Annotated in this window: 10 protein-coding genes; 4 read left to right on the top strand and 6 right to left on the bottom strand. The window is 60.8% G+C overall.

The features are described from left to right. Positions 1 to 15: 15 nt before the first annotated feature. From U1A53_RS04335 to U1A53_RS04315, 5 genes are all read right to left on the bottom strand, one after another. Positions 16 to 2,151 (bottom strand): VIT and VWA domain-containing protein, encoded by a 2,136-nt coding sequence (locus U1A53_RS04335; protein ID WP_322279224.1) that lies wholly within the window; start codon positions 2,149 to 2,151, stop codon positions 16 to 18. Between the two features lie 119 nt (positions 2,152 to 2,270). Then, complete coding sequence (locus U1A53_RS04330) at positions 2,271 to 3,551, bottom strand: dihydroorotase (RefSeq protein WP_322279222.1); 1,281 nt, start codon at positions 3,549 to 3,551, stop codon at positions 2,271 to 2,273. A 150-nt stretch (positions 3,552 to 3,701) separates the two neighbouring features. Next, positions 3,702 to 5,954, bottom strand: a complete 2,253-nt coding sequence (locus U1A53_RS04325; RefSeq protein WP_322279221.1) for a VCBS repeat-containing protein — start codon at positions 5,952 to 5,954, stop codon at positions 3,702 to 3,704. A 79-nt stretch (positions 5,955 to 6,033) separates the two neighbouring features. Further along, entirely contained in the window at positions 6,034 to 7,863 is a 1,830-nt protein-coding gene (locus U1A53_RS04320) for a hypothetical protein (RefSeq protein ID WP_322279219.1), read from the bottom strand. Positions 7,864 to 7,902: 39 nt separating this feature from the next. After that, positions 7,903 to 8,871, bottom strand: a complete 969-nt coding sequence (locus tag U1A53_RS04315; RefSeq protein ID WP_322279218.1) for a trypsin-like peptidase domain-containing protein — start codon at positions 8,869 to 8,871, stop codon at positions 7,903 to 7,905. Between the two features lie 89 nt (positions 8,872 to 8,960). Between U1A53_RS04315 and U1A53_RS04310 the strand changes: the two genes are divergently transcribed. The 3 genes from U1A53_RS04310 to U1A53_RS04300 all read left to right on the top strand — a co-directional run bounded on the left by U1A53_RS04310 (position 8,961) and on the right by U1A53_RS04300 (position 11,280). Further along, entirely contained in the window at positions 8,961 to 9,686 is a 726-nt protein-coding gene (locus U1A53_RS04310; RefSeq protein ID WP_322279216.1) for a uracil-DNA glycosylase family protein, read from the top strand. A 50-nt stretch (positions 9,687 to 9,736) separates the two neighbouring features. Next, positions 9,737 to 10,483 (top strand): hypothetical protein, encoded by a 747-nt coding sequence (locus U1A53_RS04305; RefSeq protein ID WP_322279214.1) that lies wholly within the window; start codon positions 9,737 to 9,739, stop codon positions 10,481 to 10,483. Between the two features lie 80 nt (positions 10,484 to 10,563). Continuing rightward, positions 10,564 to 11,280 carry a hypothetical protein gene (locus U1A53_RS04300; RefSeq protein ID WP_322279213.1) on the top strand — a complete coding sequence of 239 codons (717 nt, stop codon included), beginning with the start codon at positions 10,564 to 10,566 and terminating at the stop codon, positions 11,278 to 11,280. Positions 11,281 to 11,303: 23 nt separating this feature from the next. Here the strand turns inward: U1A53_RS04300 and U1A53_RS04295 are convergent, their stop codons facing one another. Then, complete coding sequence (locus U1A53_RS04295; protein ID WP_322279211.1) at positions 11,304 to 11,840, bottom strand: hypothetical protein; 537 nt, start codon at positions 11,838 to 11,840, stop codon at positions 11,304 to 11,306. Between the two features lie 101 nt (positions 11,841 to 11,941). Between U1A53_RS04295 and U1A53_RS04290 the strand changes: the two genes are divergently transcribed. Next, positions 11,942 to 13,414 carry a hypothetical protein gene (locus U1A53_RS04290; RefSeq protein WP_322279210.1) on the top strand — a complete coding sequence of 491 codons (1,473 nt, stop codon included), beginning with the start codon at positions 11,942 to 11,944 and terminating at the stop codon, positions 13,412 to 13,414. The last annotated feature ends 8 nt before the right edge of the window (positions 13,415 to 13,422 follow it).

The raw sequence follows: 13,422 nt of genomic DNA, 5'->3' as shown, positions 1-13,422 counted from the left end.
GTGGACGGGAGAAATTCAGCGGATGAGCACGATCTGGCCGCGATGCTCGAGCAGCAGCTCGCCACGCAGCGCGAGCAGGCTCTGGCGGTTGTCGGCGGCGAGTTCATCGACCAGGAGGCCAAACTCGGTGCTGCCGATCTCGATGGTGCGGTCCGGCGCGCGCTCGGACTTGGAGGCGTTCGCATCGCTCCAGCGATTGCCTTTGTTGAAAAAGGCTCCGGCCTGAACCTGCTGCACGCTGGTGATCTCGACGGCCTGCATCTTCTCATCGAGGAAGCGATTGCGGACGTTGAGCTGCTTCGATTCGGCGGCCTTGTTGATGTTGCCCGCCTGCGACACGGCAGCGGGTCCGCTGCGCATTTTCATGGCCTTGTCGCTGTAGTTATAGTTCGCACGCGTGGCGTTGGAGGTCACGGCAGCCAGCGAGGTGCCTTCTTCGGCCAGGAAAGCGGTGTATTCGGTCAGAATGCCGAATTGCGTCGAGAGACGCACGATTTCGTTCACCAGCTCGGTCGTGTTCGCCGTCGCGCCGTCCGCACCGAGATCACGAATCGCCTCGCTGAGCACGGCGATCTTGTTGCTGGCCCACAGGCGGGCCACAAAGGCGTTTGCGGTGCTCGCTTTGTCGAGATTGAAGGTGAAATCGAACTTCCGCTCACCTTCTGCCGATGCGCCGGTGAGTTGGAAATGCAGCGGCGCTTCACCGCGATAGGTGCCGGACAAAAGAATTTGTTCGCCCTCAAACACATCCGGCAATGGCGATGGAATCAGGTCGCTGACACGATTCGGATCATCCAGCACACGCAAAGCGGGCCGGGTGAGCAGCGGACCACGCAAGCGGTCGAATACGCGGCCGACTTTGACCTCCACGTCCTCCTTCGGCAGCACAAACTCCGCGCTGGCGCGTGTTTCGCGGGCGATGCGTGACAGCAGCGGCGTGTTCACATCGACACCGACGCCGAAGGTGAACACGCGACGTTGGTGCGGATTTCCCTTCGCCACGGCCTCACGAATCGCCTTTTCCGAGGTCTGGCCGATGGTCGGCAGGCCGTCGGTGAGGAACAGCACGAGTGGCAGCATGCCATCGAGCGGCTTCTGCCGCAGCGCTTCGACGATGGAATCATGAATGTTCGTGCCACCGCTTACGCGCAACGCACTGATGTAATCACGCGCCTGTTTCGTCGTCTCCGCGTTCTTGATCACCGGCTGCGCGGCGAACATTTCGACCGCCTCGTTATAGACGATGAGGTTGAAACCTTCGCCATCGTTCAAACCTTCGATCACCTGCAAAGCCGCCGCCTTGACCTGATCCAGCTTCGGTCCCGCCATGCTACCGCTGCGGTCGATGACGAGTGTCACTTCGCGTTTGATTGGCGCGGCATCTGCCTTGGGCTTCGGCGGGGCGATCATGACGAGAAAATAGCCGCCGCCGATTTTCGGGTCAGGGTAAGCGAGCAACGAGGCCGTCATCTCGTCTTTTGTTTCGCGCAGCAAAGACACGCGGAAGGCTCCTGGATCACGCGTTTCGCAGGTGAGGCTTGCTTCGTTGCCATTCGGCTGCTTCACGGCGATCTCATGGCTCGGCGAATACACTGAGGCGATGCGTGAGGCCGATTTGACGCGCATGGAGAGCTTCCACGGCACCGCATACTCCACCGCCTCCGAACGCGGCAGCACATAGTCGAGTCGTGCGCCGTCCGCTTCGAGAAGCTGTTCATACGTCACCCGCACCTTCTGCGTGCCATTGGCCGGCACCGGAAACACGCTAGATTTCACCACCGCATGGCCCACAAACTCCAGCAGCGCCGGATCACGCGTCTGTGCCACGATGCTGTCGTAGATCCGGCGTGCTTCGTCACGCGGCAGCAACCGGGCTGTGGCTTCTGCATTGCCGCCTTCAAAAGCAAACGCCTTCAGCACCGCTCCTTGCGGCACCGGCACGAGCAGTTCCGACTCCAGTGGCCGGTTGGTCGGATTGCGGAGGGCGATGTCGAGCGTCGTCGTGGCGATTTGATCTGCGAGGTCGATGCGGGCATCGACTTGCGTGACCTGGACCGCCTGCGTGTGGATGACGCGGGTGTTCGGCGAAATCCACGCATTCTGCGCGATCAGGTTCGTGGCGAGAAAGAGAGCACAAAGAAAGATCTTCATGCCGCCATGATGATTCAGGCGGGGTCAGGCGTCTGTAAACGCACTGTAAAGTGCCCAAAGTAGTCCTGTTCCTGCGGAACAGGTGACGACGATCCTTGTTCCGCAGGAACAAGGCTACTTTACCTCGCCAGCAGTTCCTCACCGCGATACACCACGCGCTCGACCATACCTTGGAGCGTTTTGTCGAGGAAGGGGGTATTGATGCTCTTCGATTTCATGAAGGCGCGGCTGAAGGTGGTGGTGCGGTTCGGATTGAAGAGGATGAACTCGGCGATGCCGCCTTCTTTGACCGGCACGGGTGGGAGTTTCATGAGGCGGCGCGGTTCGGCGCTGTAGCGTTTCACGATGAGGCCCCAGTCGAGGATGTCCTTGCGGATGTAGTAGTCGTAGAGGGAGACGAGGGCGCTTTCGAGGCCGGTGATGCCGAAGGGGGCACTGGCGAAGTCCTGGTTCTTTTCAAACGGCGTGTGCGGGGCGTGGTCGGTGGCGATGACATCGAACCAGCCGTCTTTGAGGCCCTGAAGCAGCGCGGCGTTGTCCTCGGGCGTGCGCAGCGGGGGGTTCATCTTGTAGTGCGTGTCGTAGTCGCCGATGTGCTCGTGATTGAACATGAGGTGGTGCGGCGCGATCTCGCAGGTAACGCGAATGCCGCGGTCCTTGGCGCGTTTGATGGTGCCCATGCCCTCGGCGGTGGTGACGTGCTGGATGTTGAGATGCACGCCGGTGAATTCGGCGAGGCGGATGTCGCGCGAGATGCAGATCTCCTCGCTGATGCTCGGGATGCCGGGCAGGCCGAGCGCGTAGCTGATCTTGCCCTCGTGCATGCAGCCTTTGCCGCTGAGTTCTTTGACTTCGCAATGGCTGGCAAGCGGCAGGTCGTAATCGCGCGCGTATTCCATCGCACGGCGCAGGACTTGCGGATTATCGACAGGGAAACCGTCGTCGGTGAGCATGACGGCACCAGCGGCCTTCATGCCGGCGATGCCGGCGAGTTCCTCGCCTTTGCGGCCTTTGGTGATGGCTCCAGTCGTGTAGATGCCAGGGCCAATGCGCGTGCCGCGGGCGCTTTCGAGCACGCTGCGAACGACGCCCGCGTTGTCGATGGCAGGCGCGGTGTTCGGCATCATGACGAAGCCGGTAACGCCGCCGTTGATGGCGGCTTCAGCGCAGGTAGCGATGTTTTCTTTGTCTTCCTGGCCTGGTTCACGCGCATGGACATGGATGTCGAACAGGCCGGGCAGCAGAATGCGGCCGGTGCAGTCGATGACCTCTGCGTTATCGACGCCGGTGATGTTCACGGCCACGCCGATGATTTTGTCGCCCTCGACGAGCACGTCGGCGGTCTGGAGCTTCGGAGAGTCTTCGCTGGCGATCTGGGCGTGGCGGTAGAGGCGTTTCATCGTGGGCGGCATGATGTCGCGAAGGGCTGGGGAGGCAAGTCAGCTTCTTGCATCCCTCCGGGATGCGTCCTTGAGAAAAGGTGCGTCTCGTATGTGTTCCAGGGGGCTGCGACCCCTGGCTAATTGTTCTGATCCCTCCGGGATCAAGGCTCACTTCTTCCGCACGTAGAGCAGGACGCGGTCGTGGGTGAGCAGGCAGAGGTCGAGGCGGCCGTCTTTGTCGAGATCAAGGGCGGCGTAATCGTGGGGTTCGTTTTCGAGCCCGGTTTTGCCACGGAAGTGCGGGTCAGTCTCGAAGACGCGGAAGTACATGGCGCTGTCCCATTTCTGACCGGCGGCGGGCTGGAAGATTTCGATGACGCGGCTTTTGGCGGTGTCGATGAGGGCGATGTCATCCACATCTTCACCGGAGAATGAGGCGGCGATGAGATCGGATGGCGTGGTGTCTTTGAGTTCACTGTCAAAGGTGGCGACGGTGTCGAGTTTGAGCGTGGAACCGTCCAAAGGCGTGATTTGGAAGCTGTTTTTGGCCAGCAGAAGCAGCTTGGTGTTTTTCTCCGCCGTCATGAGCACGCACTGGTCAGGTGTCATCACGGGCAGCGCATGCGTGTGGTCGGCGCGATAGACGCGGTCTTTGCCAGCGGTGAGCTCGTGGAGCTTGCTGTGCGTGGCGTCGATGAGGAGCACGGAAATTTTGCCATCCTTGCGTGAGATGAGGGCGCTGTGCAGTTCGGCGGAGGCATCGGGGGAGTTGAACTGCTCGACGATGCTGGCCTTGCCCTCGGCATCGACTTTGAAAGCGCGGGCAAGCTGCTGATGGGCGATGAGGATTTCTTCTTTGCCATCGCCGTCGAGATCGCCGGTGGTGAGGGCGGCGGGGGCGAGTTTACTCACAAACGAGTCTGGAATACCTTCGACACGCTTGAAGGGCGCTTTGGCGTCGGTAGTGCTGAGCAGGAGCTGCAACGGGCCGAGGTTGGAGAACAAAGCAAGATCGCCACGGCCATCCTGATTGGCATCGACGACGCGGATGCCGTTGATGCGGCCGGTTTTGATCGTGAGCTCCTGTGTGGTGGCAGTGAAACCTTTGGTGGCGGCGGTTTTGCGCAGTGTGATGAACTGAGGCTTCGATTTGATCTCGCTGACACAGAGAATGGCCGAATCAGTGGTGAGCGTGAGCAGGGTTTCGCCTTCCTTGGCCTGATAGACGATCTCAGGATAGGCGAGACGGTTGTCTGTCCAATGCGCGACACCAATGGACTGCTCGGCGGGGCTGAGCAGCACGAGATCGGCCTTTTTGTCGGCATCCACATCGGCGATGGCGAGCGATTCGACACCGCTGAGGATGGGGAACTCGCGGCCTTCGCTGAACGCACCGCTGGCGCTGCCTTGAAACAACCAGGCGCGCGCCGCTTTCGGCTCGGACATGATGACATCGGCAAAGCCGTCGCCGGTGAGATCTCCATAAGCGACGGCACCGTTCTTCGATTCGGTCGGCGGCATGGCGTAGCGGATGGTGGCGGCACGGTCAGCGTTGGGTTCGGCGGCGCCCTGCGTGAGCTTCGCGACTTCCACCATGTTCGTTTCATCCTGAATCCAGGCGACGCCGTTTTTCTTGTCGCCCAAACGGATGGGATGCAGCCAGTGGCGTGTGGCGGGGATTTCGAGCCGCCATTCTTCGCCAAACGTCACGCCTTCATGCTGCAAGCGCACGAGCAGCGCATCGCCTTCGGGTGCGGTGTAAAAAAGGTCGGCACGGCCATCGCCATCGAGGTCGGTGATGCTCAATCCAGCGCAACCACCTTCGCCGAGCGCGTAGTTTTGCGGCTCAGCCCATTCGCCGGGCGCTTTTTGCAGCAGCACCATCAAGCGCGTGTTGGTGAGCAGGACGATGTCATCGCGACCGTCGCCGTTCAAATCGCGTGCGACGAGAACTTCCGTATCGTCAGTGGTGGAATCGAGCGTGAACTCGCGTTTCTCAGTCCAGGTGCCTTTGTCTCCCTGCATGCGGAGCACGAGCTTGTCTTCATCAGTGATGAAGGCGATGTCGTCGCGCTTGTCGCCGTTCCAATCGCCTGTCACGAGCGCGAAGGCCGCATGACCGATGACGAGAGGCTGCTTGTCGAAACGCGAGACTTCGAGGATCGGATTCCAGCGATCCTCACGAGCGGATTTTTCAGGATCGCCGGGCCTCACCCCGTCCTTGCGTTGCAGCAGGAACTCAATGCGCGCACGCGATGAGTTCACGATGGCGAGATCGGTCAGACCATCGCCATTGAAATCACCCGCACGCGGGCTAGAGGTGTTCCAGTCGAGTTTGACGATTTCCGGGCCGTCGAAATAGAGCGCGGGCTGTTCCGCGAAGGCAGCAGTGGCGAGCAGGATGAGAGCGATGGGGCGCATGAGAGTGATGCTGGACGCTAGATTATTGATGCTCGATGCAGACATCCAGAAACCAGCATCAAGCATCCAGAATCGGGCCTTACTTCTCCACGGGCGTGGTCAGGTAGTGCATCTGGATCGCATCCGGGTGCGAGTAGCTGGCGCTGAGCAGGCTGCCGAAGTAACGCTGGAAGGTTTCGTTCGAGGGACGTGCGCTGGAGTCAAACCAGCCGCCGGGAGCCGCGGTGGTGGCGGATTCTTCGGGAGCGAGGGCCTTCTTGCCTGGACCCTTTTTCTTGGCCGCAGCGGCTTTGCCGCCTGCTTTGCTTTCGAGCGCGGCTGCGGCGGTGGCGACCATGTTGAGCAGGCGGCCTGCATCCGCGACACCGACGCCGCTGTAGTTCTTTGGCGCGAGCGAGAGGAGATTCTGCACGTGCGCATCGTCCCAGATGCTGGGGCCCGAGGGATCCTTCATGCGACCGAGGATTTTTTTCAGCGTGTCCTGTGTGCCGATGGAGATGAGGAGGTATTTGCCAGTGTTGCAGTAGGCGATCTCGGTGGCGGCATTGGCGGTCTGCGTGGTCTTGAGCGTGTTGATGGTGAAGCCGAGGAAGTCGCTCTCCTCAAAGGCACCGAAGCCGGCTCCGGCGAAACGTTTGAGGCCTTCGAGCGCACCACCGAGCTTGTCGGCGTCCTTGACCTTGAAGCCCATGACCTGGCTGTCCTTGGTGCCATCACCGTCCTGCACCTGGATGATTTCATCGGAGAGGCTGCCAAAGAGATCGTCGCGAATCTTGAAGCCCATCTGCGCTTCGAGTTGTGGGATCTGCATGGTGACCATCATGGCCATGGGGCCCAGTTTGGAGATCATGCCGAGGATCGCGTCATACACCGTGCCGAAGTCCATGCGAGCGACGCTGGCGGTCAGGATGCCGGCGGGAATGAAGGAGGGCAGAGTGACCTCGTTGCTGGTGCCACGCATGATGGAAAGGATGCCGGTGGGCTTCTGCGGGTGCAGGATCGTCACATCCATGCGTGACTGGGCATCCTGCAGTTCCACGGTGAAGGCGACAGCCTGCAACTCCTGCGCGCCGAGCATGTCCATGATCTGCTTTGGCTTGATGTTGAAGTTCATGCCTGCGGCGGGCTTGTTGTCGTCCTGTTTCTTTTTCTCCTCCGCGGCAATCATCTTCTCGCCGAGTTCGAGCATTTTCACGCCGTTGAAGTAGAGCATCATGTCGCCGCCGCCGTTGGTGATCTGGCCGATGCGGGTGAGGTGCTCACGCGCGACGCCGGGGGGATCGCCCGCGCCGTTTTTGAGAGCGCCGATCATGTATTCCATGAGTTTGCGCGAGGTGGACTCGATCATCACGTCTCCCACGATCGCCCATGAGGTGAAGCAGGCGTCGTCCGCCGGATCGCCCGATGTGGCGATCTGGACGCTCACGCCGCCGATGTCCGTGCTGCTGAGCTTGAGACTGGCGTTGTCCTTCTTCTCCGCCTCAACCTCGGCGGCCTTGTGCGCCTCGATTTCCTTCTGCTTGCCGCCCAGTTCACAGAGCGAGACGTTGGGCGGGTTCTTCCCGAACTCGGCAAAGTCATTCAGCACGAGGAAGCTGACCACTGCTCCAGGGTAATCCTTCAGTGTGTCATACATGCCGGTGCCGTAGTGGTCCTTGAAAAACTTGTCCCACGGCGTGTCACCCTCTTTGCGCATCGGGGCCATCCAGCGTTTCGCCTCGTCATCCTGCATGAATTTGGCGTAGCTGCTCTTGTCCCAGTCGGCGAGCAGCTCGGGCGTGTTCCTGACGGCGATGACACCGGCCGTGTCTTTCGGCATGAGGTTGTACCATTGCTCCAGCCGGTCGGCGGCGGAGGCGGGAAGGGCGCTGGCAAGCAGCAGGGAGAGAAGGAGGGTGGCGCGTTTCATGGATGATTGAATGATGAGGGTGCGACTGCTACTGAAGAATCAGCCGCTGGTGGTTACAGATTCGGGCTTTGTTTTTTCCACCGGCGGGGCCGGTGGCGGCAGGTAGCGGAAGCCGCTGTTCGGATTGCGTGGATCGAAGGCGAAGGCCTCGCGGTTTTTCAGGAAGAGCTTCAGCACGTTCGAGGGAATCGAGAAGCCGAGGCCTTCGACACCGACGCCGGCTGCCTTCATGTTGTTCACGCCCACGACTTCGCCGCGTGCGTTGAAAAGCGGCCCGCCGGAGTTGCCGGGATTGATCTGCGTGGTGCTTTGAATGTACCAGCGACCGCCGTTTTCACGCGCGCGGATGCTGACGATGCCCTTCGACACCGAGCGCTCCAGACCGAGCGGACTGCCGATGGCGAAAACGTCCTGACCCTGCGTGAGCGTCTCCGAATCGCCCATCGGCACAAATGGCAGCGTGTCAGCGGCGGGATCGTCGATCTGGAGAATGGCGAGATCGAGGAACCCGTTCATCGCGATGATCTTCACCTTGGTGAACTGCTGTTTCTCCAGCCCGTCGGGTTTCTTGCGATACACCACCACGGTGATCTCGCGCTCGCCAGCAATCACATGCTGGTTCGTGATCACGTAGCCGAGCTTGTTGATGATGAAGCCGGAGCCGAGACCTGAGGCCGTTTGAATCTGCACCACGGACTCAGCCACGCGCTGGACGTTTTTCTCCACGGTCACCGCCTCACGTCCAGGTTCAACGAAATAGATGTCCTCGCCCTGCACGGCGGCGGTCTTGGCGGCGGCGTTCGCTTTTTCCAGGATGGAAATCTCCGTGCGCGGCACGGTGAGCACAGTATGGCCGAGATCGAGCACCACGGCGTCGTCACGCTCCTTGAGCACCTCGCCGCGCAGCTCCGCGCCGTTTTTGAGCACGATCTTGACGTTTTCCGCCGACAACGACGAAACCGCCATGCAGGCCGCCGCCAGAATTCCGAAGCTCAGATAGTGTCGCATCACGGGCGCAAACTTTAGCGGACGCGCCTGTGGATACGAGTTCTTTTTGCACCTCTTGACGTGACAGTCTTCCGCCATCTCATGCCGCGATGCCCGCCAATGTCCTGATCTCCGCCGCCCAGACCCTGCGCGAAACCCTGCGCCCGCTGCGCTTTGCCGCGCCGGTCGAATACGTCTATCAGCCGCTCGATTACGCCTGGGAACCGCACGAGACCTACCTGCGGCGCTTTGGCGGCACCACGAAGCGTGTCGTCCTCGTCGGCATGAATCCCGGCCCCTTCGGCATGACGCAAACCGGCGTTCCCTTCGGCGAAATCGCCGCCGTGCGCGACTGGATGGGCATCCGCGAACCCGTGGGCAAACCGGAGCGCGAGCATCCGAAGCGCCCCGTCGTCGGTTTCGACTGCCCGCAGTCAGAAGTCAGCGGTCGGCGGCTATGGGGCCTGTTTGCGCAGCGTTTCGGCAAGGCGGAGGCCTTTTTCCAAGATCACTTCGTCGCCAACTACTGCCCGCTCGTCTTCATCGAGGCCAGCGGTCGCAATCACACGCCCGACAAACTTCCCGCCGCCGAAACTGCGGTCATGGAGGCCGCGTGCGATGCGCATCTGCGTGCCGTCATCGCCGCCTTGCAGCCTGAATGGGTCATCGGTGTCGGCGCTTTCGCCGAAGAACGCGCCTTGCGTGCCAAAGAAGCGATGAACGGTCATTTCAAAACCGGCCGCGTTCTCCATCCCAGTCCCGCCAGCCCCGCCGCGAATCGCGACTGGGCCGGTGCCGCGACGAAGCAGCTCGTGAAGCTGGGCGTGTGGGAGTGAGGGCAAAATCATGCTTGTGTCGTGAACCGGCTTCCAGATAGCCTGCGGGCATGAGGTTTTGGAGAATCACCACCGCGCTGCTTGTCGCGACGACTTCGGCGTTCGCCGGCATGCCTTCGGTGCAGTTGTCCGATGTGGCGAAGGCACGGCTGGATGTGATTTCGTTCTTCATCTTCGTATATCTGCTCTGCGCGGTGGTGTTCCGCTGGTTGTGGAATGCACTCGCCAAGGATTTCCTCTGGATGCCGCCGCTGAGCTTCAAGCGCTCGCTCGCGCTTCTCGTCGTGGCGGGATTGTTTCTCTACTTCATCCTCACGATGATTTCCGGTGCGCGTGAACTCATGACTCCCGGCGCGTGGGCGAAAAGCGGTGTAACCTACAAGCTGCAAACCCCGGATCGCGATCCGAAACCCTGGCTCGACGCCGCTCGCAAGCACTGGCTGGAAATACTGCGTGACGCGTTGCGGGAATACGCCGTCAAGCATGAGGGCAAGCTGCCCGTGCATGCTTATATAAGCGATTTCAACACGGCCCTGTGGAAGGGAGCGCACCCTGACGGTCATTGGCTCATCTACATTCCAGGGCTTACTTTTGAGGACCAGCTCAATGCTGGCAAGAATGCAAAAGGGGAAATTGCCAACATTCCCGGGCTCACTTTTGACGCCAAGTCCGATGTGCTCGTCTATGAGCCGGCGATTTATGGAGCAACGCGCTGGGCGCTGCTGACCGACGGTTCCGTGGTCCAGATGAGCGGCGACGAACTCGATGCACGCGTGCGAAGGGAGTTCGAGCCGTGAATGATGTCGAAACAAAGCCCGTCAGCCGGTCATGGGGCAGAACAATATGGTGGGGACTAAAAGTTGTAGTGGCGGTCGTCATGCTCATGTTCTTCCCAGAACTCTTCTCATTGCTGGAGCTTCCGTTTCACCTGGCGTGCGGCTGGTTGTTTTATCTCATCGAGGTCGTCCCGCAGACACAGGTCAATGTGGAACTGCTGCTTTGCTCGCTGGGAGCTCTGTTGTTGGGAACATTCGGGTTGCAACTCCTCATGTCTCGACTGCGAGCATCGAACCGCTGGCCATGGCGCTGGACCCTGGCGTGGTGCGCCATGCTTGTCGTGATGCTCGGCACGAGCATCGCCGCCGTGGGCATCGTGCATCAGACGGGATGGCTGTTCCGTCTGCCCGGTTGGATCGAGATGGGTGGCATGGGGACGCAGATGAAGGCCGTGAACAATGCCAAACAGGTGGTTTTGGCGGCGCGGCAGTATGCCAGCGCGCACGACGGCAAGTTCCCCGAGTCCTGCGCTGAGATGATGCCAGAAATCGTCACTGACTCCCGCATTTTTTGGGCGTCCGTGGATCGTAACATGCCTGTGGAGCCGCTCGTCTATGCCGGTGCAGGCCTGCGTGACACCGATTATGGCAATTTGCTCGTTGTCTGGTCACCCCGGACCAGCGCCAATGGCAGACGCGTGATCGCAAGACTCGACGGCAGCGCCGAGGTCGTCCGTGAGGAGAAGTTTCAAGAGATGCTCGCGGCATTTCGAGAGAGACTCTTCTCGCACGAGGCTGCCGCCAAAACGCCACGCTGATTCAGATCACCGCTGGCAGGCGCTTATTTGACCAGCGGCTGAATCTTGTCCGGGTCACGCTTCCTGAGCTCCGCCTGGAGTTGCTCGATCATTTCCGCCATCCGGTGCATCTGCTGGCGCATTTCCTCCAACTCGGCGTGGGCTTTCATCTCGCCAGGGTGTTTCATGCGCTCCTCCAGTTCGCGGCGCATGTTTTGGGCGATCTCCTCGATGTTTTTGGCCGGTTCATGCAAACCTGCGGCATGCAGATGCTCCACGGCCTGCATGATGTGCTGCAGGCGCTCGGCCTCCGGGCCTTTGAAGGGGGACATGTCCTTGCCCGGATGTTTTTCCGCGTGCTTCTGCGGTTTTTTCACGCCGTCGTGGTCCTGAAGCTCACGCTGGAGTTTTTCCGCCTGCTCCGCGAGTTCCTTCGCCTCGTCGAGGCGCCCGGCGGCCTTGGCATCGCGGGCGCGTTCCATCAGGCTCTGCAGCGCTTGTTTCGGGTTTTCCTTCGATTCTTGGGCCAATCCCCCGCAGGCGAGTGCGAGGCCGGTGATGATGAGTGTGGTTGTCTTCATGGTGCCATGGTAACGATGCGGTGCGGGCCGATCTTCCTCTGGCCGGGCATCCGGCGAGAGAGCCTCTCGCGTCCCGACGTTCACAGGGCCGGAGACCTACCATGAAGCCGCCCATACTGACCACCTGCGCCATCGTGTTCCACCTCGGCGCGTCGATTGCCATGACCGCTCCGCCGCAGGAACCCGTCGAAATTGGCCACACGCCGCAGTTCTTCATCGACGACCACATCGTGGACAACCGCTGGTCCTTCAAGATGAAGACCGAGGAAGTGGTGCGCAGGTTTCATGCGCCGAAGAAGTACGCGGGCAATCCGCTGATCGTCGGCGGCTGCGGCTATGCATCAGTCGTGCGCGATGCGGACACGGGGATTTTCAAGCTGTGGTATCAGACGCATGTGCGCGGCACGGAGGACGACGACAAGTCAGCCTACGGAATCGCTTATGCCGAATCGAAAGACGGTCTCGCCTGGATACGGCCGGAGCTCGGCCTGTATGAATGGAAAGGCACCAAGGCCAACAACATCGTTTGGCGCGGCAGTGCCGACTTCCGCGCCAGCGGCCAGCAAATTCTCGAACTGCCCGAGTCCGCGCGCCGAGGCTTCCGCTATGTGATGGCCTATCACACCTCGGGCGCGAAGCGCGGCAACAACGGCATTCATGTCGTCGGCTCGCAGGACGGCATCCATTGGGACAAGGCGAGCGACACCCAGGTGCTCGACATCTCCAGCGACACCGTGAACAGCGTCATTTTCGATCCCGCGCGCGGCGAGTACGCGATGTTCTGCCGTGCGAAGGATCGCTATCTGGCCGGACAAACCGGCATTCTCAACACCGGCGAGTCACGCCGCATCTCACGTGTCGCTGGCAAAGACCTCTGGTCCAAATGGGTAGCCTCGCCGCAAAGCATTCTGATTCCCGACGAACTCGATCTCGAGCGCGGCTTCAACCGCTTCTACGGCATGCCCGCGCGCTATCACGCTGGCATCACCTTCGGCTTCGTCTGGTCCTTCAAACTCAACAGCGACATCTGGACCGAACTCGCGTGGAGCCGCGACGGCGTCACCTTCGAGCGCCTGCCCGCACGTCCGCGTCTCATCGACCTCGGCCCTGCGGACTCATGGGACGACGGCATGGTCTTCGGCAGTCCTGATTGGATCGATGTCGGTGATGAATGGTGGCTCTACTATGCAGGTTGGAACGGCCCGCACGGCATTCCCGAGCGCGACGGCAGCATCGGCCTCGCGAAGCTGCGCAAGGAAGGCTTCGTCTCGCTGCATGGCCCGAAAGGCGGCGGGGTGGTCTGCACGCGGCAGATTCGCTGGCCCGGTGGCGATTTGATCGTGAATGCGGACGCGCACGCCGGTGAATTGAAAGTGCGTGTGTCGGATGCACTGCGAAAACCCATCGCAGGCTTCAACTACGACGACACGCCGGTCTTCAAGGGCGACAGCGTGTCTCACGCGGTGAAATGGAGCGGCAAATCACTCGATGAACTCAAAAACCAAGTGATCCGCCTGGAGTTTCAGCTTCACGAAGCCGATCTTTACACCTTTACTGCACGCGAAATCAAATAGCGCCGCCA

The sequence above is a fragment of the Prosthecobacter sp. genome (genome assembly GCF_034366625.1).
Lineage (GTDB): Bacteria > Verrucomicrobiota > Verrucomicrobiia > Verrucomicrobiales > Verrucomicrobiaceae > Prosthecobacter.
Note: the sequence above shows the minus strand (reverse complement) of the source record. Positions and strands in the feature narration are given on the sequence as shown.